This window comes from Lentzea chajnantorensis (assembly GCF_054300775.1).
In genome coordinates, this window is record NZ_JBSDZT010000002.1 from 2,535,209 (window position 1) to 2,558,561 (window position 23,353).

Here is a 23,353-nt window from a genome sequence, read left to right on the forward strand (position 1 = left end):
CCAAGTTTCTACATCGCGGAATTGAACTTCCACATTCTTGACCTGAGGCTCGCGGAATGTCTAGTGTCTCCGGTGTACGGAATCTAACTTCCGCTATGTGGAAGGAATCGCCGAAGATGTTCGACGCAAACCTGTCCATGCTCTTCACGGAGCTGCCGTTGCTGGAACGCCCGGCAGCCGCGCGAGCCGCCGGGTTCGACGCGGTCGAGATCTGGTGGCCGTTCGCGGACGCCGTACCGGAGACGCGCGAGGTCGAGGCGTTCGAGAACGCGATCGTGGACGCGCGGGTGCGCCTGGTCGGCCTGAACCTCTACGCGGGCGACATGGCCGCAGGGGACAGGGGACTGGCGAGCTGGCCGGGCCGCGAGACGGAGTTCCGCGCGAACGTCGAGATCACCGCGGCCATCGCGGGCCGGCTGGGCTGCCGCACGCTCAACGCGCTGCACGGCAACTTCGAGACCACCGCGCAGACGATCTCCCACTACCGCTTCGCCGCCGACGTCGCGGCGGAGATCGGCGCGCAGGTCGTGGTCGAACCGCTGAGCGGCGCGCCGCGGTACCCGATCAAGACCGCCCGGCAGGCGTTCGACCTGATCGACGAGGTCGACCGCGGCAACGTGAAGCTGCTCGCGGACCTCTACCACCTCGCCACGAACGGCGACGACCTCGACGCGCTCGCCGGCCACGTGGACCGCATCGGTCACGTGCAGATCGCCGACGCTCCCGGACGCGGTGAACCCGGCACCGGTGCAGCTCGACCTCTTCGGGCACCTGCGGAAGCTCCGCGCCAACGGCTACACCGGCTTCGTCGGCGCCGAGTACAAGCCCGTCACCCACTCCTTCGCGTGGAGGGACCAAGCATGACGAAGATCGGTTTCATCGGCCTCGGCATCATGGGCAGCCCGATGGCGGCCCACCTGGTGGCCGCGGGGCACGACGTGACGGGCTTCGACCTCAGCCCGGCCTCGCTCGACAAGCTGGTCGCGGACGGCGGCAAGGACGCGTCGTCCGCACAGGAGGCCGTGAGCGGCGCCGAGGTCGTCATCACGATGCTGCCGAACCACCCGCAGGTCGAGGCCGTCGTCGACGAGGTGACGTTCGACGACGGCGCGTTGCTGGTCGACATGAGCACGATCCGCCCGTCCACCTCGATCGACATCGCGCGGAGGCTGACGCACGTGCGGGTGCTCGACGCGCCCGTGTCCGGTGGTCAGACCGGCGCGGTGCAGGCGTCGCTCAGCATCATGGTCGGCGGTGAGGAGCGGGACTTCGCGGCCGCGCGGCCGTTCCTGGAGGTCGTCGGCAAGACGGTCGTCCACGTCGGGCCGCACGGCGCCGGACAGGTCGTGAAGGCAGCCAACCAGCTGATGGTGGGCGGCATCTACGCCCTGGTCGCCGAGTCGATCGTGCTGCTGGAGGCGAGCGGTGTCGACCCGAAGGCGGGCCTCGACGTGCTCGCGGGCGGTCTCGCCGCGAACCGGATCCTCGACCTCAAGCGCGAGTCGATGATCGCCCGCGAGTTCCAGCCCGGGTTCCGGATCGACCTGCACCACAAGGACATGGGCATCGCACTGGACGCGGCACGGGCCGCCGACGTCGCGCTGCCGGTCACCAACCAGATCGCCGCACTGGTCGCGGCGGCCCGCGCGCAGGGGTACGGCTCACTCGACCACTCCGCGCTGCTCAAGGTCATCGAGAACTTCGCGGGAAGGGCCTGACAGATGCCGAAGATCCCCGTCATGCAAGCGGTCGTCGAGGTCCTCAGGTCCGAGGGCGTCGACGTCGTGTTCGGCTGCCCCGGCGCCGCGATCCTCCCGCTGTACAAGGCGATGGAGGAAGACGGCGGCATCGAGCACCTCATCGTGCGGCACGAGGAGGGCGCCACGCACATGGCCGACGGCTGGTCGCGCACGACCGGCAACGTCGGCGTCGCGATCGGCACCTCGGGCCCGGCCGGCACAAACATGATCACCGGGCTCTACACCGCGCAGGCCGACTCCGTGCCGATCCTGTGCATCACCGGCCAGGCCGCGGTCTCCAAGCTGCACCAGGAGGCCTTCCAGGCCGTCGACATCGTCTCGATCGCCGCGCCCGTCACGAAGTGGGCGGTGCAGGTCAAGGAAGCCGCGCAGATGCCGTGGATCTTCCGCGAGGCGTTCCGGATCGCCCGCTCAGGCCGTCCGGGTCCGGTGCTGATCGACCTGCCGATCGACGTGCAGAAGCAGGAGATCGAGTGGGACTCGACGATCGACGAACCGTTGCCGGTGCAGCGGAGCGCTCCGAGTGCCGCACGGGTCGAGCGCGCGCTGGAGATGCTGCTGGCCGCCGAACGCCCGCTGCTGCTCGCCGGTGGCGGTGTCGTCCTGGGCGAGGCGTCCGCCGAGTTGCTGGAACTGGCCGAATTCCTGCAGGTCCCCGTCCAGGCCACGTTGATGGGCAAGGGCGCGCTCGACGAGGACCACCCGCTCTACGCGGGCATGACCGGCATCCAGACCTCGCAGCGCTACGGCAACGCGTCGTTCCTGGAGTCGGACCTGGTGCTGGCGCTGGGCGCGCGGTTCGGCGACCGGCACACCGGCGACCTCGCGACCTACCGCGGTGACCGCAGGTTCATCCACGTGGACGTCGAGCCGACCCAGATCGGCAAGGTGTTCGGGCCGGACCTCGGGATCGTCGCGGACACCAAGCTGTTCCTGCGGGCCCTGCTGGACGAGGCGAAGCAGCACGGTCCCCGGGAGAAGGGCGCCTGGGTCGAACGCTGCCAGGAGCTCAAGCGGACGCTGCTGCGGCGCGAGGACTTCGACACCGTGCCGGTCAAGGCGCCGCGGGTGTTCAAGGAGATCAACGAGTTCTACGGCCCGGACACCTATTTCGTCACCGCGATCGGGCTCTACCAGATCTGGTCCGGCCAGCACCAGAAGGCGCACAAGCCGCGGCACTACCAGGTCTGCGGCCAGGCCGGCCCGCTCGGCTGGGAGATCCCGGCGGCCATCGGAGTGAAGAAGGCGAGGCCGGACGCCGAGGTCGTCGGCATCGTGGGCGACTACTCGTTCCAGTTCCTCGTGGAGGAGCTCGCGGTCGGCGCGCAGTACGACGTGCCGTTCGTGCTGATCATGCTGAACAACGAGTACCTGGGCCTGATCCGGATGGCCGAGGACCACGGCGGCTACGACATGAGGTACGAGGTCGACATCCACTACGACACCACGGGCTCGGACAACGTCAAGATCATGGAGGCCTACGGCTGCTCCGGCGTCCGGGTCGCCGACCCCGGCGAGATCCGCTCCTCGCTGGAGTGGGCCCGCAAGGAGGCCGACCGCACGTCACGGCCGGTGCTCGTGGAGATCATGATCGAACGCGAGGGCAACACCGCCAACGGCACGTCCATCGCCGCGATGCACGAGTACGAGCCCCTCCCGTGACCGGTTTCGAGGTCACGCGGGAGTCCCGCGTTCCCCTCAGGGACACGCGGGGCCCTTTCGCACCCCAGGAGAGTACGAAAGCTCCCCGCGTACTCATCGCGCCGGACAAGTTCAAGGGATCCCTCACCGCTCCGCGGGTCGCCGCTGCCGTCGCGCGCGGCCTGCGGGAGGCGGCGCCTGGTGTGGACGTGCGTTGTCTGCCGGTGGCCGACGGCGGTGACGGCACGGTCGACGCGGCCGTCGCCGCCGGGTTCGTCCGGGTCGGGCGCTGGGTCACCGGACCGGTCGGCGAGCCGGTGCCCGCGTCGTTCGCGGTGCGGGACCGGACCGCCGTGGTGGAGGTGGCCTCGGCGGCGGGGCTGACGTTGCTCGCCGAACCCGCGCCGCTCGACGCCACCAGCCACGGCGTCGGTGAGCTGCTGAGAGCCGCGCTGGACGTCGGCTGCACGACGGTCGTGCTCGGGCTGGGCGGCAGCGCCTGCACCGACGGGGGTGCGGGCATGCTCGAAGCGCTCGGGGACACCTCGTTCGACGGCGTCGACCTGGTGCTCGCTTCGGACGTGGACAACCCGCTGCTCGGACCGTCCGGTGCGGCCGCCGTCTACGGCCCGCAGAAGGGGGCGTCACCCGAGCAGGTGGAGCTCCTCGAAGAACGGCTGGCGGCGTTCGCGCAGCGGACCGGACCCGAGCTCGCGGACCGGCCGGGAGCCGGTGCGGCCGGCGGGATCGGGTTCGCGGCGCTCTGCCTGGGCGGCCGGTTCCGGCCGGGCATCGAGGTGGTGCTGGAGCTGGCCGGGTTCGCCCGAGCGGTCGCGGACGCGTCGCTGGTGATCACCGGCGAGGGCTCGCTGGACGCCCAGACCAGGCACGGGAAGGCGCCGTACGGGGTCGTGCGGGCCTCCGGTGACGTGCCGGTGGTCGCGGTGGCAGGGCAGTGCTCGGTCGAGCCCGGTGACCTGGGGTTGAAGGCCGCCTACGCGCTGCTGGACGTCGAACCGGACCTCACCCGGTGCCTGGCGCGGGCGGAGGAGCTGCTGGTGGGTCTCGGTGGTCGCATCGCGCGCGACTGGGTGTCAGAGTGAGGGACATGGACCTGGTGTTCCGCGCCCGCAGGGTGGTCACCCCGCAGGGTGAGATCGCGTGCGACGTCGGTGTCGCCGACGGCCGGATCGTCGCCGTCGAACCGTTCATCGAGTCGCCGAACGTCGTGCGCCTCGCGGACGACGAGGTGCTGCTGCCCGGTCTCGTCGACACCCACGTGCACGTCAACGACCCCGGCCGCACCGAGTGGGAGGGCTTCGAGACCGCCACCCGCGCGGCGGCCGCCGGTGGCGTCACCACGATCATCGACATGCCGCTCAACAGCATCCCGCCGACCGTCGACGTCGCGGCGCTGGAGACCAAGCGCAAGGCCGCGGCCAACGTCTCGGTGGACGTCGGCTTCTGGGGCGGGATCGTCCCCGGCAACCTCGACGACCTGAAGCCGTTGCACGAGGCGGGCGTCTTCGGCTTCAAGTGCTTCCTGCTGCACTCGGGCGTCGACGAGTTCCCCGCGGTGACCGTGCCGGAGCTCGACGTGGCGTTGCGGCGGTTGGCGACGCTCGACGCGTTGACCATCGTGCACGCCGAGGACGCGCACACGGTCCGCGACTCCGAGCCGGACTACGCGGGGTTCCTCGCGTCCCGGCCGCGCGAGGCCGAGAACAAGGCGATCAGCGACGTCGTCGAGCTGACCCGCAAGACCGGCGCTCGCACGCACATCCTGCACCTGTCGTCGTCGGACGCGTTGGCGATCCTCGGGGCCGCGAAGCGGGAGAGCCTGCCGATCACCGCGGAGACCTGCCCGCACTACCTCACGTTCACCGCCGAGGAGATCCGCGACGGGCAGACGGAGTTCAAGTGCTGCCCGCCGATCCGCGAGGAGGTCAACCGCGAGGCGTTGTGGCAGGGCCTGCGCGACGGCGTGGTCGACCTCGTCGTGAGCGACCACTCGCCGAGCACCGCCGAGCTGAAGGCCGGCGACTTCGCCACGGCGTGGGGCGGCATCGCGTCGCTGCAGCTCGGCCTGCCGGCGGTGTGGACGGGCGCCCGCGACCGCGGTTTCCGGCTCACCGACGTCGTGCGCTGGATGGCGGCGCACCCGGCGCGGCAGGCCGGGCTCACGACCAAGGGCGCCGTCGAGGTCGGCAAGGACGCGGACCTCGTGGTGTTCGCACCGGACCAGACGTTCGTGGTGGACCGGAACGCGCTGCACCACCGCAACCCCGTCACGCCCTACCACGGGCGCGAGCTGCACGGCGTGGTGCGGCAGACGTGGTTGCGCGGCAAGGAGACCGGCACGACCCCCGGCAAGCTGCTACGCAGAGGAGAAGCATGACGGAGTGGACCCGGCTGCCCGACCTCGCCTCGCGCGTGGTCGGCGGCGGTGTGGTGTGGGCGAACGACGAGCTGTTCGCAGAGCGGGAGAACCTGGTCAAGCCCGCCGAGCCGGTCTACCAGGTCTACACCTTCGGCCACAAAGGCCAGATCTACGACGGCTGGGAGACCCGGCGCCGCCGGGAGCCCGGTGTCGACCAGGCCGTGGTCCGGCTCGGCATGCCCGGCGTGGTGCGCGGGATCGTCGTCGACACGGCGTTCTTCAAGGGCAACTACCCGCCGTTCTGCTGGGTCGAGGGCGCCCAGGTCGACGGCTACCCGGCGGCCGACGAGATCACCGGGTGGTTCCCGCTGGTCGGACGCTCGCCGCTCCAGGGCGACGAGAAGCACTTCTTCGACGTCACCGAGCACCGCCGCGTCACGCACGTCCGCCTCACCATCGACCCGGACGGCGGAGTCGCCCGGTTGCGCGTGCACGGTCAGCCGGTCGCCGACCCGCGCCTGCTCGTCGGCGGCGTCGACCTGGCGGCACTGGAGAACGGCGCGGTCGTCGTGGGGTGCAGCAACATGTTCTACAGCTCGCCCAACAACCTCATCGCCCCCGGTCAGGCGACGGTGATGGGTGAGGGCTGGGAGACCGCGCGCCGCCGCGACGACGGCAACGACTGGGTGTCCGTGCAGCTCGCGGCGGCCGGCGTGGTGCGGCTGGTCGAGCTCGACACCAGCCACTTCAAGGGCAACGCGCCGGGCTGGGCATCGGTCAGCGGCTGCGACGCGCGCCGGGACCCGGACGCGTGGTTCGACGTGCTGCCGCTGACCCGGCTGCAACCCGACACGCGGCACCGGTTCCTCGTGGACGCCCCGGAGGTGACCCACGCGCGGCTCGACATCCACCCCGACGGCGGGATGGCAAGGCTCCGTCTGCTCGGTACCCCTACGAGTGACGGCCTAGCTCACCTGCGGACGGTGTGGTCTGAAACGACCAACTGAGGGTGGTTGTCCGACTACGGTCTGATTCGCCCCCATACTTCGGTCGGTTGTACGGATCACACGAACGGTGGAAGCGTTTCCTCTCGCCAGATCGGGGATCTAGGGAGGAAATCCATGCAACCGATGATGCGCGTCTTCGGGGCCGCGCTCGCGAGTTCTGCATTGGTTCTGGGCATGGCTCCGCTCGCCACCGCGGCGGAGCAGGGGCAGGCACAGCCGGAGTTCAAGGTCGGCGCGATCGACTGGAAGCCCTGCGAGGAGGTGCCGACGGTCGACTGCGGGTTCCTGACGCTGCCGATCGACTACGCGAAGCCGAACGGCGAGAAGTTCCAGCTCGCCGTGTCGCGGCGCAAGGCGAACGACCCGGCGCAGCGCATCGGCGCCATGGTCATCAACCCCGGTGGGCCGGGCGGTTCCGGCGTCGACTTCTCCTTCGGCGCCGACCGGTACTTCAGCAAGGAGATCGTCGACAGGTTCGACGTCATCGGGTTCGACCCGCGCGGTGTCGCACGCAGCCAGCCGATCAAGTGCTCGCTCGACCTGCTGCAGAAGTCGCCGTCGGAGTACCCGAAGTCGAAGGCCGAGTTCGACCGGCTGGTCGCGTTCAACAAGGAGCTGCGCGCGGACTGCCGCAAGCAGTCCGGTGCGATCTTCGACCACGCCTCCACCAGGGACGTGGCGCACGACATCGACTCGATCCGGCGCGCGCTGGGCGAGCAGAAGATCAACTACTACGGCGTCTCGTACGGCACGATCATGGGCCAGCACTACGCGGAGCAGTACGGCCGCAACATCCGCGCCATGATCATCGACTCGAACATGGACCACAGCCTCGGCACGTGGAAGTTCCTCGAGACCGAGGCGCGTGGCGCGGACGACATGTTCAACGAGTGGGTCAAGTGGAGCGACCGCACGCCGGCCTCGCCGTTCTACGGCAAGGACCTCCGCAAGATCTGGAAGGACCTGCTCGCCAGGGCCGACCGCGGTGAGCTCGTCGACGAGAGCGGCCGCAAGATCACCGCGGAGAACCTCGGCGCCAACGTCGTCGGCATGGGCTACGGCCCGTCGTTCAAGCCGTTCGCCGACTGGATCGCGACGCTCGTGGCCGGTGCGCCGGCGCCCGCCAAGGCCTTCGCCGCGGGGGAGACCGCGGAGAACCCGTTCGCGGGCATCTTCTGCAACGACTACAACCTGCGCGTCGGCTCGTGGGGCGAGTACCAGGCCCTCAACGCCCTGGAGAACCGCGTCGCGCCGAACACCCGTGGTTCGTCGATCGGCCACGGCGCCATGATGGGCTGCGTCGGTTTCCCGAAGGCCACCAACGCCCAGCGCCCGCTGAAGATCAAGAACGCGCCGAAGATCCTGCTCACCAACTCGCGCTACGACACGGCGACGGTGTACGAGTGGGCCGTCAACGCGCACCGGCAGTCCCGTGACACCACCGTCTTCGTCACCTACGAGGGCTGGGGCCACGGCGTCTACGACCGCAGCGAGTGCACGCTGAAGATCAACAACGAGTACCTGCTGTCGCTGAAGCTGCCGCGCAACGGCACCACCTGCGCCGCCGTCGAGCCGCCGCTCGAGCCGGCCGTGCTGTCGGCGAAGCCGAAGGTCACGGTGGGCCCGTTCTAGTCCGTCACCCGTCGTGAACCGCGCCCCCGGTGTGTACGCCGGGGGCGCGGTTCGCGTCACGGGCGGGTGAGCGGGGCGGGACACGCCTCGTGACCGGACCGGCGCCGTGAGGTGACCGAACCGAAGCCGTGAACGCGGCGAAACGCGGTCGTAACACCCCCGCCCCGACAGTTCACCTCGGCGAAACGTTCTGCGCGGGCGCGTGAAACAGGCCATGCCGATGCTCCCTGCAACCGACGTGCAGTGGAGGTCGAAGTGGATACAGGGGACACCGCCTGGGTGCTCACCAGTGCCGCCCTGGTGCTGTTGATGACGCCGGGCCTCGCCTTCTTCTACGGAGGCATGGTCCGTTCGAAGAGCGTGCTCAACATGATCATGATGAGCCTCGGCGCGATGGCCGTGGTCGGTGTCCTGTGGGTGCTCTTCGGGTACTCGACGGCGTTCGGCGCGGACGTCGGCGCCGGCCTGCTGGGCAAGCCGTTCGAGTTCTTCGGCCTCGACGGGCTGCTGGGTGCGGACTCGCTCGCCGGCAAGATCCCGAGCACCGCGTTCGTGGCGTTCCAGGCCATGTTCGCGATCATCACGGTCGCCCTCATCTCCGGTGCGATCGCCGACCGCGCCCGCTTCGGCCCGTGGCTGCTGTTCGCGGGCCTGTGGGCCACCGTCGTCTACTTCCCGGTCGCGCACTGGGTCTTCGACTTCGACGGCAAGGACGCCGACGGCAACGTCATCGACCCCGGTGGCTGGATCGCCAACAAGCTGCTCGCGATCGACTTCGCCGGTGGCACCGCTGTCCACATCAACGCCGGTGCGGCGGGTCTCGCGCTCGCGATCGTGCTCGGCAAGCGCGTCGGCTGGCCGAAGGAGCCGATGAAGCCGCACAGCCTGCCGCTGGTCGTGCTCGGCGCCGGTCTGCTGTGGTTCGGCTGGTTCGGGTTCAACGCCGGTTCCGCGCTGGGCGCCAACGGCCTCGCCGGTGTCACGTTCGTCAACACGCTCGTCGCGACCTGCGCCGCCATGCTGGGCTGGCTGCTCACCGAGCGCATCCGCGACGGCAAGGCCACCACGCTCGGTGCCGCGTCGGGCATCATCGCCGGCCTGGTCGCCATCACGCCCGCCTGCTCGTCGGTCACGCCGATCGGTGCCATCGCGGTCGGTGCGATCACCGGTGTCCTGTGCGCACTGGCCGTGTCCCTGAAGTACCGCCTGGGCTTCGACGACTCGCTCGACGTCGTCGGCGTGCACCTCGTCGGTGGCCTGTCCGGCACGATCCTGATCGGCCTCTTCGCCAGCGAGGCGGCCCCGGCCAAGATCAACGGCCTCTTCTACGGCGGCGGCTTCGACCAGCTGTGGCGCCAGGCCGTCGGCGCGGTCGCGGTGCTGGGCTACTCGTTCGTGATCAGCCTGCTCCTCGGCTACCTGGTGAAGTTCACCGTCGGGTTCCGCGCCACCGAGGAGGCCGAGGTGGCGAGCATCGACGAGTCCGAGCACGCTGAGCGCGCCTACGAGTACGGCAGCCTCACCAGTGCGCGGGGAACCGGCAAGCCGAGCGTGGCCGCGGGTGCGACCGCGGTCCTCGAGGGGAGCAACAAGTCATGAAGCTGGTCACCGCGATCATCAAGCCGTTCACGCTCGACGACGTGAAGGGCGCCCTCGAACAGCTCGGGGTGCTCGGCATGACCGTCAGCGAGGTGCAGGGCTACGGCCGCCAGAAGGGCCACACCGAGGTCTACCGCGGCGCCGAGTACTCGGTGGACTTCGTGCCCAAGATCAAGATCGAGGTCGTCGTGGACGACACCGCCGTCGACAAGGTGCTGGAAGCGGTGGTCGAGGCCGCCCGCACCGGCAAGATCGGCGACGGCAAGGTCTGGGTCACCCCGGTCGACGCCGTGGTGCGGGTGCGCACCGGCGAACGCGGATCGGACGCGCTCTAAGGACTGAGGGAGACGGCCCGTGGAGAACAACGAAACGGCCGTCGTCACGGCTGACGACCTGGTGCGAGCCCGCGAGAGGCTGCTCGTGCCAGGTCGTCGTCGCTTGGCCGCCGAACCGCTGCGCGAGGCACTCGTGGACCTGCACGAGTTCTGGTTGACCAAACACGCGGGCGCAGCAGGGACATCCGGACCGGGTGTCGCGCTGGTGGCGGTCGGCGGGCTGGGGCGGCGCGAGCTCGTGCCCTACTCCGACCTGGACCTCGTGCTCGTGCACGGCGGTCTCAAGAACATCGACGAGATCGCCGAGAAGCTCTGGTACCCCCTGTGGAACTCCGGCATCGGCCTCGACCACTCCGTCCGCACGGTCGGCGAGGCCCTGCGCGTGGCCGCCGGAGACCTGCGGACCGCGTTGGGGCTGCTGGACATCCGGCACGTCGCGGGCGACCAGGAGATCACCCGCAAGCTCGCCGACGGCGCGCGGCAGGCGTGGCGCGGCAACGTGCGCAACCGGCTCGACGAGATCGCCGAGTCCTCGACCAAGCGGTGGGCGCGCAGCGGCGAGATCGCGCACCGCGTGGAACCCGACCTGAAGCACGGCCGCGGCGGGCTGCGGGACATCACGATCCTCGACGCCCTGTCGGTGGCCCAGCTGGTCGACCGGCCGTCGGCCGACGTGGACGAGGCCCGCAAGCTGCTGCTGGACGTGCGCACCGAGCTTCCGCAGGGTGGCGCGCAAACCCCGTGACGTGCTGCGCGCGCAGGACGGTGACGAGGTGGCCTCCGCGCTGGGGCTGGCCGACCGGTTCGCGCTGGCCCGGTCGCTCTCCTCCGCCGCACGAACGGTCGTCTACGCGTTCGACGTGGCCACGCGGACCGCCCGTGCCGCGGTTCCGAAACGGGGGCTCGGCGCGTTCCTGCGGGGCCAGCCGCCGCGCCGGCCGCTCGACGAAGGCGTTGTGCTGCACGGGTCCGAGGTGTCCCTGGCCCGTGACGCGATCCCGAGCCGTGATCCCGCGCTGTTGTTGCGCGTCGCGACGGCGGCGGCGCGCTCGAAGCACCCGATCGCGGCCGGAACGCTGACCCGGCTCGCCGACTCGGCGCCGGAGCTGCGCCAGCCGTGGCCGCGCGAGGCCCGCGAGGAGCTGCTGGCGTTGCTGGGCAGCGGCAGCGGGCTCGTGGACGTGGTGGAGGCACTGGACCGCACCGGGCTGTGGGGCCGGCTGTTCCCCGAGTGGGGCGCCGTGCGGGACCTCCCGCCGCGCGACGCCGCGCACATGTGGACCGTCGACCGGCACCTCGTGCAGACCGTCGCGCACGCCGCCCGGCTGGCGACAACGGTGTCACGCCCCGACCTGCTGCTGCTGGGCGCGTTGATCCACGACATCGGCAAGGGCCGGCAGCAGGACCACTCCGAGGTCGGCGCCGCGCTGGCCACGGCGATCGGCGAGCGGATCGGGTTGTGGCCGCAGGACGTCGCGACGCTGTCCGCCCTGGTCCGCCACCACCTGCTGCTGCCGCACACAGCGACCCGCCGCGACGTCGAGGACCCGGCGACCGTGCACCGCGTGGTCGAGACCCTCGGCGGCGACGCGGTGCTGCTGGAGCTGCTGCACGCGTTGGCGGAGGCGGACTCCCTGGCCACCGGTCCCGGCGTGTGGACGGACTGGAAGGCGTTGCTGCTGGCCGACCTGGTCGCCCGCTGCCGCACGGCCATGGCGGGAGAGGCGCTGCCCAAGCCGGAACCCCTCGACCCGGCCCACGTGGCGATGGCCGAACGCGTCGCGGCGACCGGAAAACCCGACGTGCTGCTGGAGAAGCAGGACCACGCGGCCGTCGTGACGGTGCTCGCCCCCGACCGCCCCGGCATGCTGTCGAAGGCGGCGGGCGTGCTCGCGCTGAACTCGCTGGAGGTCCACGCGGCGACCCTGCGCTCCCACGGCGGCGCGACGGTCGACGCGTTCACGGTCTCCCCGCGGTTCGGCTCACTCCCCGACGCCGCCCTGCTGCGCGAACAGCTCGCCAGGGCCATCGAGGGCTCCCTGCCGCTGGCCGACAAGCTCGCCGCCAAGGAACGCGACTACGGCGGCCCGCCCCTCGACCCGCCCCCCGCGCGCGTGCTGTGGTTCGACGACGAGGCCACCGGCGCGGTCGTGCTGGAGCTGCGCGCGGCCGACCGCATCGGCCTGCTGCACCGGATCGCGGGCGCCCTGGAGCAGTGCGGCGTGGACGTGCGGTGGGCGCGCGTCTCGACGCTGGGCGCCACGGTCGTCGACTCGTTCAGCATCGCCGGCTCCGACCTGGACCGGCGGCGCGTCGAACGCGCCGTGCTCGACGCGGCCAGGTAGCGGATGAGTATTCCTACGCACAACCACTCGGGGTGCTCACGCTCCTGCGGCGTCGCGGAACAGGGCAGTCTTCGTCGTGTCCGGAAAGCGTCCTTCGAGGGGTGGACCGCTTCCCGGACGAGGTGGCCCGGCCGGGGCAGACCGGCGGTGGGCGTTGGCGGGGCTGGGGGAGGCCACCGCACGACCGACACCGCCGGTGGCTCCGGCCGCGGTTGCCGTTCTCCTCTCAGACGGTGCGCTTGATCACCCGGATTTTTCCGTGCATTCGGTGATGAATCGGACCAAACTGAACGAGAGGGCCGGCCCAGACGTCTTCTAGGACATGACCGCCGTGTTGAACACGCAGACCACCGCCGTCCGAGTGCAGCGCCGCTCACTCGTCGTCCTCGCCGGAATCCCCGGCGCGGGCAAGACGACGCTGCTCACCCGCCTGAAAGCGGACGAGCCGGTCACGGTGCTCGACTCGGACCAGGTCCGCACGTTCCTCGAACCCCGCATCCCGCTGCCGTACCGGTACTGGCGCGTCGTCGTCCACCTCACCCACCGCCTGCGCGTGTTCCGGGCGGCCCTCTTCAGCCCGGGCCTGCTGGTCGTCCACGAGCCGTCCACCCGCCCCGGCACCCGTTCCATGCTGGTGCTGGCCGGCCTGCTCTCCGGCCGCGCCCGCCACTTCCTGTGGCTCGACGCCACCGCCGCCCAGGCCCTGGACGGCCAGATCGCGCGCCGCCGCATCGTGCGCACCCACGCGTTCGAACGGCACGTGCGCCGCGGCGTGGAGATGCGCGAGCGCTTCGAGTCGGGCTGGGTGCCGTTCGGGTTCCGGTCGGTGACGCTGCTGACCCGCGCGGGCACGTCCGGCGGCCTGCGCATCACCATGGGCTGATCCTGCGTCTGGCCTCCGCGATGAGGTCATCGGGGTCTCCGGTGACGGCCGAACCCGTCATCGGGTGGGTGCGGCCGTCGGCGATGTCCCAGAACCTGACCGTGCGGTCGGACGAGCCGGTGACGATCACGTCATCGGGCAGCCACAACGCTGCTGTCACCGCGGAGCTGTGCCCGATCAACGCCGTCCGCTGACCGCCCGTGGTGGTGTCCCACAGGCGAGCGGTGTGGTCGTCGGACGCAGTGAGAAGAGAACCGCCGTCCGGAGACCATGCCACGACGTTGATCTGATCGCGGTGTCCACGCAGCTCGGACTCCTCGCCCAGCTCATCTGTGAGACGCAGGACGAGGACGGTTGCGTCCGCGCATCCGACCGACAGGAGCTCTCCACCCGGATGCCAGTCGAGGCAGGTGAACCGTTTGTTGGTCCTGAAACTGCACAGTGTGCGGTCCAGGGTGTTGATGGTGATCAGGTTCTCCGAGTCCGCGACTGCGAGAACGTTCCGGGATGGATGCCAGCGGACTGCTCTGAGCGATCCCGCGTGGTCCCTCCAGTTCGTCGGCACGATCAGTTCTCCGGTGCGACCGTAGATCCTGGGCACACCCGTGTAGCTGAGCGATGCCACCGCCAGCAGCGAGCCGTCTGCCGACCAGTGGACGTCGAGTGCGGGGTCGGCTTGTCCGGTGAGCTGCGCCACCATGCGGAAGTTCTTGTCGTAGACGAGCACATCGCCGCGGGAGGCTCCGACCGCGAGCTGCTCACCGTCCGGTGTCCAGGCCAACGCCTCCGGTGCCGGGTACTGGATGAACCTGATGTCGCGCCGGCTCACCTCCGACGTCCAGCGTGACGGAGCCCGGTCGTCGTGGAGGTTCGCGGACATACCGACCGACAGTTCGAGGCCGAGAGGATTCCAAGCCAGCGCGCGAACCGGTTCGCGCGCGCTGAACCACCGGTAGTCCGGTTCCGAACCGATCTTCCAGGTTCGTTCGACGCCGTCGGCTGACACCGTCGCCAGACGATCTCCCCGGTGCGACCACGCGATGGCTCGCACGGCGTGCTGGTGGACGTGCAGCCGCAACACCTCCTCCCCGGTCACCGCGTCCCAGACCCGCAGCACGCCGTCGACGGCCCCGGTGGCCAGTCGCGTCCCATCCGGCGACCACGCCACCGCCTCGACTGCCCCGGTGTGCCCGAGCAGGTGGCGTTCTGCGTCCATGCGGTGCAGCCCGGCGCTGCCGTTTTCACTCCCGCTCGCGAGCACCTCGTTGTCCGACGGGTGGAACCGCACCGAGTGGACAACCGAACCCGTCGCGATGTGTCTGTGCTCTGAGGAAACCGGGCCGTTCGCCGTGCTCGCGACAACGATGCCGCCATCACCCCGTGCGACCGCGACCCATCTGCCGTCGCTTGAGATGTCGGCGTCCCACAACGCCGGTGGTTGCACGGCGGTGTTCGGCGTCCGGAACTGCCACATCGCGTCGGGGAGTTCCTCGAAGAGATCCCAGACCCGGACCACTCCGTTCGCACAAGCGACCAGGAGAAACCTGCCTTCGGCGTTGAAGCGCACGGAAACCGGCCTGCCCTGCAACGGCAGTTCCCGGAGTTCCCGCTTCTCGCTCACCGACCACAGACGGAGAACCTCATCGGTCCCGGCCGACGCGATGATGTCGCCGGTGACCGACCATGCGATCGACCGGACGTCCGTTGTGCCGATTCCGTGGGAGAGGGTCCACCGAGGTTCATCTCGGTCCGCGTTGCGGATGTTGATCTTTCCGTCGGAGGAGCCGGTCGCCACCATGGTGTCGTCGGGTGACCAAGCCACGTTCGCAATGCCCCCACCGGGGCTGGGCGTCGACCGCAGTAGCGGTGTGGATGACAACGCTTCCAGAAGCGCCTGTTTCCACTTGGCCACATCAGGCGCGAGCCACAGAATTCGGGCTGAGGTGTCGTCACCGGCGAGTGACCGCAACACCTCCTCGGGATCCAGCAGACGTTTGCGCTTCACGACCTCATCGAGCCGTTGCTGCAGTGACAGCTCGACCAACTGCCGGGCGTCCTCCGACAGACCGGACGCAGCCACTGCTTCAGCGAACTGCCTGCGAGACTCGCGGAACGATCTGTTCTCGGCGACGGGCCACAGCGCCGCAAGCAGGGAAGTGAGCCGAGAGGGCGCGATGAGCTGGTCGGGGTGTCGTGTCCAGTCTGCGGCAATGCCCTCCAGTTCTCGGCGGGCGAGCAGCGCTGCTTGGTCGCGTTGCAAACTCTCCCGCAACCGCGGCCAATGCTCGAACAGGCTTTCGTGTGCAACCTCAACGGCGTCCTGACCGCAGTGTGCCCAGCCGTCTTCGCCCACCGCGCTCAGCCGGACGGTGGTGAGGACGCGGTTCGCGATGAACGAGTCGAGCAGCTGTCGTTCCGACGGGCTCAGTCCGCGCAGCGCGACCGGGCGTCTCGTGAACCTGCCGGATGCGTCGACGGTGGCCAGCCGGTGGAGTGTCCGCAGCACCTCGAGCTCGGCCTCTCGGGGATCAGGCCATGACCCGTCGCCGTCGCGAACGAGGTCACGAGCCATCGCGAACGCTTCTTCGGCTTGCCGCCGGAGGATGTCCATGACTCGGCCCGACGCCAGGTACTCGGCGCGGGTGATCGCTCGCGGCGGCTGGGTGCCATCCGGGTTGACGTGCCACCACAAGTTCTCCAACGCAAACGCAAGGAGTGGTAGCGAGCCGCGGCTGGTGTCCGCCAAGATCGAGCCGAGTGCCTCCTCGTCGACGTGCCAGCCGCGTGAGCGCAGAGGCCCGTTCACGACGAGCGGCAGGTCGGCGCTGGTGAGTTGGTTGACCAAGAAGTTGTCGCGCAGCAGAGGTGTGAACTCCTCGTGCTGCATCAGCGCGTCGAGGAAGTCCGCCCGCACGGTGTACACGACCCACGCTGTGGTGCGACTTGCCTCAATCAAGGCCTTGACCAGCGCGGACGGCTCAGGAGCCAGATGTCCGTCCTCGGCTCCGAGCAACAGTTCCTCGGCCTGGTCGAGCACTACGACGTGGTGTTCGGCATGGCTGCCGGCAGTGATGATGTCGATTGCGTCCCGAGCAGGTGTGAGGGGGCCCGTGATCGTTCGCCCGTGCTTCCTCAGCAGCGGAATCAAACCCGCACGGACCAGCGAGGACTTTCCGGCGCCTGACGGTCCGATGACCGCTATCGCGCCAGACGTACGCCGTCCGAGTAGAGGCTCGGCAAGCCGCCGTACATCGTCATCACGGCCGAAGAACAGCGACGCCTGGTGTTCGTCGAACGCCTTCAAACCAGGAAACGGTGATGAAGGGCCCGCCGCCGTGCTCACACCCGCCCGCGAGAGAGTGCCGAGCAGTATGTCCGCAGCCGCCGCCAACGAAGCCGGATCAGACGCGTCCACGCTTTGCGCTTGCAGGTCGTTGAGGAGCACGCGGCCTTGAGTGCGTGCGCTGAAGAACTCGATGCACGGCGACTCGGGCTTGCGTTCGCGGAAGACCGACACCTCCCAGATGCACCATTCGGAGGCGGAGCCGGGCGACGTGACCACGATCAACGCCTCCGCGCCGAGCAGCTCACGGCGCAGGCTGTCCTTCCACGGCAACGACACCGTCGGGCCTGATCCGGGTGCCGTGTAGGCGTGCACGTCCTCGTAGCCGGCGGCCAGGAGCGCTTCACGCAGGTAGAGCGCGATGGTGTCGCCCTCGTCGTGGCCGTGGTAGCTGACGAAGATGCGCCCCATGCGCTGAATCCTGCAGCAATCGACGCAGATGGGGAGCCTGCCCTCGGGTGACGGGACGGCCAGCTAGTCTGGGAGGCGTGTTCTCGACGCTTTCCGACCGGCTGACCACGGTCCTCCAGGGCCTTCGCGGCAAGGGCAAGCTCAGCGACGCCGACATCGACGCCACCGCGCGTGAGATCCGGGTCGCGCTGCTCGAGGCCGACGTCGCGCTGCCCGTGGTGCGCGGCTTCATCGCCAAGGTGAAGGAACGCGCCAAGGGCGCGGAGGTGCACCAGGCGCTCAACCCGGCGCAGCAGGTCGTGAAGATCGTCAACGAGGAGCTCGTCAACGTCCTCGGTGGTGAGACGCGCCGGCTCAACCTCGCGAAGAACCCGCCGTCGGTGATCATGCTGGCGGGTCTGCAGGGTGCCGGCAAGACGACGCTCGCGGGCAAGCTCGCCAAGTGGCTGAAGGGGCAGGGGCACACGCCGCTGCTCGTCGCGGCCGACCTGCAGCGCCCGAACGCGGTCACGCAGCTGCAGGTCGTCGGTGAGCGCGCGGGCGTGCCCGTGTTCGCACCCGAGCCCGGCAACGGCGTGGGCGACCCGGTCTCGGTGTCGCGCCGCGGCATCGAGGAAGCGAAGGCGAAGCAGCACGACATCGTGCTCGTCGACACGGCCGGCCGGCTCGGTGTCGACGAGGAGATGATGAAGCAGGCCGTCGACATCCGGGCGGCCGTCAACCCGGACGAGGTCCTGTTCGTCGTCGACGCGATGGTCGGCCAGGACGCGATCAACACGGCCACGGCGTTCCGCGACGGCGTCGGCTTCACCGGTGTCGTGCTCACCAAGCTCGACGGTGACGCCCGCGGTGGTGCCGCGCTCTCGGTCCGCGAGGTGACCGGCCAGCCGATCCTCTTCGCGTCCAACGGTGAGAAGCTCGAGGACTTCGACGTCTTCCACCCGGACCGGATGGCGTCGCGCATCCTCGGCATGGGTGACGTGCTCACCCTCATCGAGCAGGCCGAGCAGCACTTCGACCAGGAGCAGGCCGAGAAGGCCGCGCAGAAGCTGCACTCCGGCCAGTTGACGCTGGAGGACTTCCTGGAGCAGATGCTCGCGATCCGCAAGATGGGCCCGATCGCGAACCTGCTCGGCATGCTCCCCGGCGCCGGTCAGATGAAGGACCAGCTGGGGATGCTGGACGAGAAGCACCTCGACCGCATCCAGGCGATCATCCGCGGCATGACCCCGGCGGAGCGGGACGACCCGAAGATCATCAACGGCTCCCGCCGGCTGCGCATCGCGAACGGCTCCGGCGTCAAGGTCAGCGACGTCAACGACCTGGTCAACCGCTTCTTCGAGGCCCGCAAGATGATGGCCTCCATGGCCGGCCGGATGGGCTTCGGCGGCGGTGGCGGCAAGAAGGGCAAGGGCAAGAAGGGGAAGAAGGGCAAGGGCCGCGGCCCGACGCCCCCCAAGATCAAGGGCGGCTTCCCCGGGATGATGCCCGGCATGGGCGGCCTCCCCGGCATGGGCCAGCTCCCCGGCATGCCTCCCGGCGGCCTCCCCGACCTCGGCGGCAGCCTGAACGAGCTCCCGCCCGGCTTCGACCCGTCGAAGTTCAAGTTCGACGGCGACGACAAAAAGAAGAAGTGACCATGCACCTGCGCGGCGTCGTCCTGCCGGACGGCGAGCCGCGAGACCTGTGGGTGGTCAACGGCCGCGTGCGCACCCGGCCCGTTCCGGGTGCGCAGACCGTGGTCGACGGCGGTTTCCTGGTACCGGGCCTGGTCGACGCGCACTGCCACGTGGGCCTCGGCCCGCAGGGTGGCGTCGAGCTGCCCGAGGCCGTCGACCAGGCGCTGACCGACCGCGCCGCGGGCACGTTGCTGATCCGCGACTGCGGGTCGCCGGTCGACACGACGCCGTTGCAGGAGCGCCTCGACCTGCCCCGGATCATCCGCGCGGGCCGGCACATCGCCAAGCCGAAGCGGTACCTGCCGCACATCGGCGTGGAGATCGAGACCGACCTCGCCTCCGCCGTGGCCGAGCAGGCCGCGCAGGGCGACGGCTGGGTGAAGCTCGTCGGCGACTGGATCGACCGCGGCGTCGGCGACCTGGCCCCGCTGTGGACGGACGACGAGCTGGCGCAGGCGATCAAGGTCGCTCACGACGCCGGCGCCAAGGTCACCGCGCACGTGTTCGGCGAGGACGCGCTGCCCGGCCTGATCGGCGCCGGGATCGACTGCATCGAGCACGGCACCGGCCTCACCGACGACACCATCGCGATGATGGCCGAACGGGGCACCGCGCTGGTGCCCACGTTGATCAACATCGAGACCTTCCCCGGCATCGCGGACAAGGCGGGCAAGTACCCGGCCTACGCCAGCCACATGCGCGACCTGCACGCCCGCGTCGCCACCACGGTGGCGAAGGCGGTCGAGGCGGGCGTCCCCGTCTACGCGGGAACCGACGCCGGCGGTGGCATCCAGCACGGCCGCATCGTCGACGAGATCGCCGCGCTGCACCGCGTGGGCATGAGCGCCGCCGACGCCATCGGTGCCGCGTCGTGGAACGCCCGCGAGTGGCTGGGCTTCCCGTCGCTGACCGAGGGCGCGGCCGCGGACATCGTGGTGTACGACGAGGACCCGCGCACGAACCTCGACGTCCTGCGGTCACCGCGCCTGGTCATGCTGCGGGGCCGGGTCTACTGAGCCCGGGCGAGCGCACCGACCTGGTACGAGCCGCCCTTCCGCTGCGTGATGACGGCCATCCGGTTGGCCGCGTTGATGAGCCCCACCAGGCACACCAGCGCGGCCACCTGCTCGTCGTCGTAGTGCTTGCGCACGTTCTCCCAGGTCTCGTCGCTGACACCGTCCCTGGTGAGCAGCGTGCCCTCCTCCGCGAACGCCAGCGCGGCCTGCTCGGCCTCGGTGAACACGGTGGTCTCGCGCCACCCGGCCACCAGGTGCAACCGCAGCGGGTCCTCACCGGCGGCGACGGCTTCCTTGACGTGCATGTCGAGGCAGAAGCCGCAGCCGTTGAGCTGGCTCGCCCGCAGGCTGACCAGCTCGGCCGTGAGCGTCGGCAGCGACGTGCCGTGCACCGCCTGGCCGAGGCCCGCGAACCGCTTGGCGATCTTGGCGCCGGTCTCGGTGGCGAAGAGGTCGAAGCGGGGTTCCATGGTGTTCCTCCCTCGTGGGTCTTGCTCGGTGCCCACAGGACGCCGCCGCTCCAGACCGTGTGACAGGCCGCCGTTGTGACCCGTGCCACTGTCACAGGACCCGATCGGGTGGCGTCTGGTGGGGAGGCCACGTTCAAGGGGGACACCGATGCCGGACACCGCGACGGACACCTTCGTCAGCCACCGCAACCTGCTCTTCACGATCGCCTACGAGATGCTCGGCTCCGCCGCCGACGCCGAGGACGTGCTGCAGGAGACGTGGCTGAAGTGGTCCGGCGTCGACCACGGCACCGTCGAGAACCACCGCGCCTACCTGGTCCGCATCGTGACCCGCCACTCCCTCGACCGCCTGCGCACCCTCGGCCGCCGCAAGGAGACCTACGTCGGCTCGTGGCTGCCGGAACCCCTGCTCACCGCCCCGGACGTCGCCGAGGACGTCGAGCTCGCCGACAGCGTCTCGATGGCCGTGTTGCTCGTCCTGGAGACCCTGACCCCGACCGAACGCGCCGTCTTCGTCCTGCGCGAGGTCTTCGACCTGGACCACGACGAGATCGCCGCCGCCGTCGACAAGACCCCGGCCGCGGTCCGCCAGATCGCCCACCGCGCCCGCTCCCACGTCGCCGCCCGCCGCCCGCGCGAGGTCGTCACCCAGGCGGCCACCCGTGCCGCGCTGGCCGCGTTCCGGCGCGCCACCGAGACCGGCGACCTGCAGGGACTCCTCGACCTGCTCGCGCCGGACGTCGTGTTCCTCGGCGACGGCGGCGGCGTCAAGCAGGCCGTCCCCCGCCCGGTCGTCGGCGCCGCGAAGGTCGCCCGCATGCTGCTCGGCGGCCTCACCAGGGTGACCGGCTGGTCCATGGAACCCGCGCAGGTCAACGGCTACCCGGCGCTCGTGCTCAAGTTCGCCGGCGAGCTCGACACGGTCATCGCGCTGCGCATCGACGACGGGCGGATCAGCGGGCTCTACGCGGTGCGCAACCCGGCGAAGCTCTCGCACATGGAACGGGAGAACCCGCTGGCCCGCTGACCGCGGCGCGGAGGTTTGGACCCCTCTCCGCCCGCCGATTCGACTACGAGGAGAAGGACACCCGCCAAGGCCCCGATCTGACCATCTTTTGGCCAGGCGCTTGGCCGGGTTCCACCGGTGCAGCACGCTAACCTCGGATTCGGGGCCGCTGATCGCTGTCCCCACTCCACTCGTATCGCGAGGCACCGGTCCCGCACCGGTGTCTCAGCAGCCGTCGATCGCGAGGTGAGCCGATGAGTGCGCCACACACCACGCCACACACCACGCCGCACGCAGTACAGCCGCTGGCAGCCGCGGCGTGACTAAATTGCAGAGCGTGAACGAGCAGGAGTCCCCCAAGCGCACCTTCCTCCAGAGCGTGCGCGACGTCAGCCGCAACCCGGAGCCGGAGCGGGTCGGCCAGCGCTGGGGTTTCGGTGCGTTCCTCCTGGTGGAGGCCGTCTTCATCCTGTCGGCCGTGTTCATCACCGCGGTCGGCAGCAGCGTCGGCGCGACCCTGGAGAACTCGACGTCGCTGGTGCTGATCGGGTCGCTGGTGCCGATCCTGCTCGCCGCCACCCTGGCCGTGGTGATCACCTACGTGCGCGGCAACGGGCCCGTGGTCGACCTCAGGCTGAGCATGACGAAAGAGGACGTGGCGATCGGCCTGAAGATCGGTGTCGCCGGTTTCGTCCTCACCTACGTCGCCGCCACCGCGTGGGCCAAGATCGTCGGCGAGGGCAACGCGACCAGCGCCATCGCCGAGCTCTTCAGCCAGGCGAACCTGCCGCTCGCGGCCGCGATCACGATGTTCCTCTACATGAGCTTCATCGGGCCGATCTGCGAGGAGATCATCTTCCGCGGGCTGCTGTGGGGTGCCGTCGAGCGCCAGGGGTGGAGCCGGTGGGCCGCGTTCGTGCTGACCACCGTGATCTTCGCGGTCAGCCACCTGGAGCCGCAACGGACGTGGCTGCTGCTGGTGATCGCCATCCCGATCGGGGTGGCCCGGTTGATCACCCGCAGGCTCGGGGCGAGCATCGTTGCGCACGTGATGAACAACTTCCTCCCCGGTCTGTCCCTCCTGCTGCTCTCGGTCGGTGTCATCTGATGGACCTCAACAGCGACCTCGGCGAGGGCTTCGGCATCTGGCAGCTGGGCGACGACACGGCGCTGCTGGGCGTCATCACCAGCGCGAACGTCGCCTGCGGCTTCCACGCGGGCGACCCGTCGACCATGCGCCGGGTGTGCGAGCAGGCCGCGCGCAACGGCGTCCGGGTCGGCGCCCAGGTGTCCTACCGCGACCTCGCGGGCTTCGGCCGCAGGTTCATCGACGCCGACCCGGCCGAGCTGGCCGACGAGGTGCTCTACCAGATCGGCGCGCTCGACGCGTGCGCGCGAGCGGCGGGCACCGAGGTCGTCTACGTGAAGCCGCACGGCGCGCTCTACAACGCGACGGTGCACCACGAGAGGCAGGCGCAAGCCGTGGTCGACGGCATCAAGGCGTTCAAGGACCTGCCCGTCCTCGGCCTCCCGGGCTCGCAGCTGCTCACGAAGGCCGAGGCCGCCGGCCTGCGCGCGGTGCAGGAAGCCTTCGCCGACCGCGGCTACACCCCGCAGGGCACGCTGGTGCCGCGCTCGGAGCCGAACGCCCTGCTCACGGACACCGAACAGGTCGTGGAACGGGCCAAGCGCCTGCTCGACGGCGAGATCGTCGCCGTCGACGGCACGGTGCTCAAGACGCGGGCCGAGTCGTTGTGCGTGCACGGCGACACGCCGGGTGCCGTGCACCACGCGCAGGCGGTGCGAGAGGCGCTGGGAACGGTCGCCGCGTTCGCCTAGACCGCCC

16 protein-coding genes and 2 pseudogenes are annotated in these 23,353 nt (G+C 70.0%); 16 read left to right on the forward strand and 2 right to left on the reverse strand.

Annotated elements, in window-relative coordinates:
• Positions 1 to 95 precede the first annotated feature (95 nt).
• The 11 genes and pseudogenes from ACVDFE_RS13280 (at position 96) to ACVDFE_RS13330 (ending at position 13,582) form a co-directional block, all read left to right on the forward strand.
• A pseudogene (locus ACVDFE_RS13280) lies at positions 96 to 864 on the forward strand (hydroxypyruvate isomerase family protein).
• Complete coding sequence (locus ACVDFE_RS13285) at positions 861 to 1,718, forward strand: NAD(P)-dependent oxidoreductase (protein WP_458430603.1); 858 nt, start codon at positions 861 to 863, stop codon at positions 1,716 to 1,718. Before ACVDFE_RS13280 ends, ACVDFE_RS13285 begins: the two are co-directional and overlap by 4 nt.
• Before the next feature lie 3 nt (positions 1,719 to 1,721).
• The gene (gcl, locus tag ACVDFE_RS13290) at positions 1,722 to 3,422 is read left to right on the forward strand and encodes a glyoxylate carboligase (RefSeq protein WP_458430604.1); all 1,701 of its coding nucleotides are present in this window, start codon (positions 1,722 to 1,724) and stop codon (positions 3,420 to 3,422) included.
• Between the two features lie 95 nt (positions 3,423 to 3,517).
• Positions 3,518 to 4,504: a glycerate kinase family protein gene (locus ACVDFE_RS13295; protein ID WP_458434324.1), complete on the forward strand. Its 987-nt coding sequence runs from the start codon at positions 3,518 to 3,520 to the stop codon at positions 4,502 to 4,504.
• A 5-nt stretch (positions 4,505 to 4,509) separates the two neighbouring features.
• Positions 4,510 to 5,799 (forward strand): allantoinase AllB, encoded by a 1,290-nt coding sequence (gene allB, locus ACVDFE_RS13300; RefSeq protein ID WP_458430605.1) that lies wholly within the window; start codon positions 4,510 to 4,512, stop codon positions 5,797 to 5,799.
• Entirely contained in the window at positions 5,796 to 6,788 is a 993-nt protein-coding gene (gene alc, locus ACVDFE_RS13305) for an allantoicase (protein ID WP_458430606.1), read from the forward strand. Before allB ends, alc begins: the two co-directional genes overlap by 4 nt.
• A gap of 114 nt (positions 6,789 to 6,902) precedes the next feature.
• Entirely contained in the window at positions 6,903 to 8,420 is a 1,518-nt protein-coding gene (locus ACVDFE_RS13310; RefSeq protein ID WP_458430607.1) for an alpha/beta fold hydrolase, read from the forward strand.
• A gap of 255 nt (positions 8,421 to 8,675) precedes the next feature.
• Complete coding sequence (locus ACVDFE_RS13315; protein WP_360391018.1) at positions 8,676 to 10,019, forward strand: ammonium transporter; 1,344 nt, start codon at positions 8,676 to 8,678, stop codon at positions 10,017 to 10,019.
• The gene (locus ACVDFE_RS13320; RefSeq protein ID WP_360391016.1) at positions 10,016 to 10,354 is read left to right on the forward strand and encodes a P-II family nitrogen regulator; all 339 of its coding nucleotides are present in this window, start codon (positions 10,016 to 10,018) and stop codon (positions 10,352 to 10,354) included. Before ACVDFE_RS13315 ends, ACVDFE_RS13320 begins: the two co-directional genes overlap by 4 nt.
• A gap of 19 nt (positions 10,355 to 10,373) precedes the next feature.
• Positions 10,374 to 12,699 (forward strand): annotated as a pseudogene (locus tag ACVDFE_RS13325) ([protein-PII] uridylyltransferase).
• Between the two features lie 322 nt (positions 12,700 to 13,021).
• A complete protein-coding gene (locus ACVDFE_RS13330; protein ID WP_458430608.1) occupies positions 13,022 to 13,582 on the forward strand; it encodes an AAA family ATPase in 561 nt (186 codons plus the stop codon).
• Here the strand turns inward: ACVDFE_RS13330 and ACVDFE_RS13335 are convergent.
• On the reverse strand, positions 13,569 to 17,336 hold the full coding sequence (locus ACVDFE_RS13335) for an nSTAND1 domain-containing NTPase (RefSeq protein WP_458430609.1): 3,768 nt from the start codon (positions 17,334 to 17,336) through the stop codon (positions 13,569 to 13,571). The two genes, ACVDFE_RS13330 and ACVDFE_RS13335, sit on opposite strands and share 14 nt — an antisense overlap.
• Before the next feature lie 77 nt (positions 17,337 to 17,413).
• Between ACVDFE_RS13335 and ffh the strand changes: the two genes are divergently transcribed.
• Together ffh and ACVDFE_RS13345 are read left to right on the forward strand one after the other, a co-directional pair.
• On the forward strand, positions 17,414 to 18,973 hold the full coding sequence (ffh, locus tag ACVDFE_RS13340) for a signal recognition particle protein (protein WP_360391006.1): 1,560 nt from the start codon (positions 17,414 to 17,416) through the stop codon (positions 18,971 to 18,973).
• Positions 18,974 to 18,975: 2 nt separating this feature from the next.
• On the forward strand, positions 18,976 to 20,031 hold the full coding sequence (locus ACVDFE_RS13345) for an amidohydrolase family protein (protein ID WP_360391003.1): 1,056 nt from the start codon (positions 18,976 to 18,978) through the stop codon (positions 20,029 to 20,031).
• On the opposite strand, the gene ACVDFE_RS13350 is transcribed toward ACVDFE_RS13345, so the two are convergent.
• Complete coding sequence (locus ACVDFE_RS13350) at positions 20,025 to 20,501, reverse strand: carboxymuconolactone decarboxylase family protein (protein ID WP_360391000.1); 477 nt, start codon at positions 20,499 to 20,501, stop codon at positions 20,025 to 20,027. The genes ACVDFE_RS13345 and ACVDFE_RS13350 overlap by 7 nt on opposite strands.
• Positions 20,502 to 20,649: 148 nt before the next feature.
• Here ACVDFE_RS13350 and ACVDFE_RS13355 point away from each other — a divergent pair, with 148 nt between their 5' ends.
• The 3 genes from ACVDFE_RS13355 (at position 20,650) to ACVDFE_RS13365 (ending at position 23,346) form a co-directional block, all read left to right on the forward strand.
• Positions 20,650 to 21,528 (forward strand): RNA polymerase sigma-70 factor, encoded by an 879-nt coding sequence (locus ACVDFE_RS13355; protein WP_458430610.1) that lies wholly within the window; start codon positions 20,650 to 20,652, stop codon positions 21,526 to 21,528.
• Positions 21,529 to 21,844: 316 nt separating this feature from the next.
• Entirely contained in the window at positions 21,845 to 22,615 is a 771-nt protein-coding gene (locus ACVDFE_RS13360; RefSeq protein ID WP_360390996.1) for a type II CAAX endopeptidase family protein, read from the forward strand.
• On the forward strand, positions 22,615 to 23,346 hold the full coding sequence (locus tag ACVDFE_RS13365; RefSeq protein WP_360390993.1) for a LamB/YcsF family protein: 732 nt from the start codon (positions 22,615 to 22,617) through the stop codon (positions 23,344 to 23,346). Before ACVDFE_RS13360 ends, ACVDFE_RS13365 begins: the two co-directional genes overlap by 1 nt.
• The last annotated feature ends 7 nt before the right edge of the window (positions 23,347 to 23,353 follow it).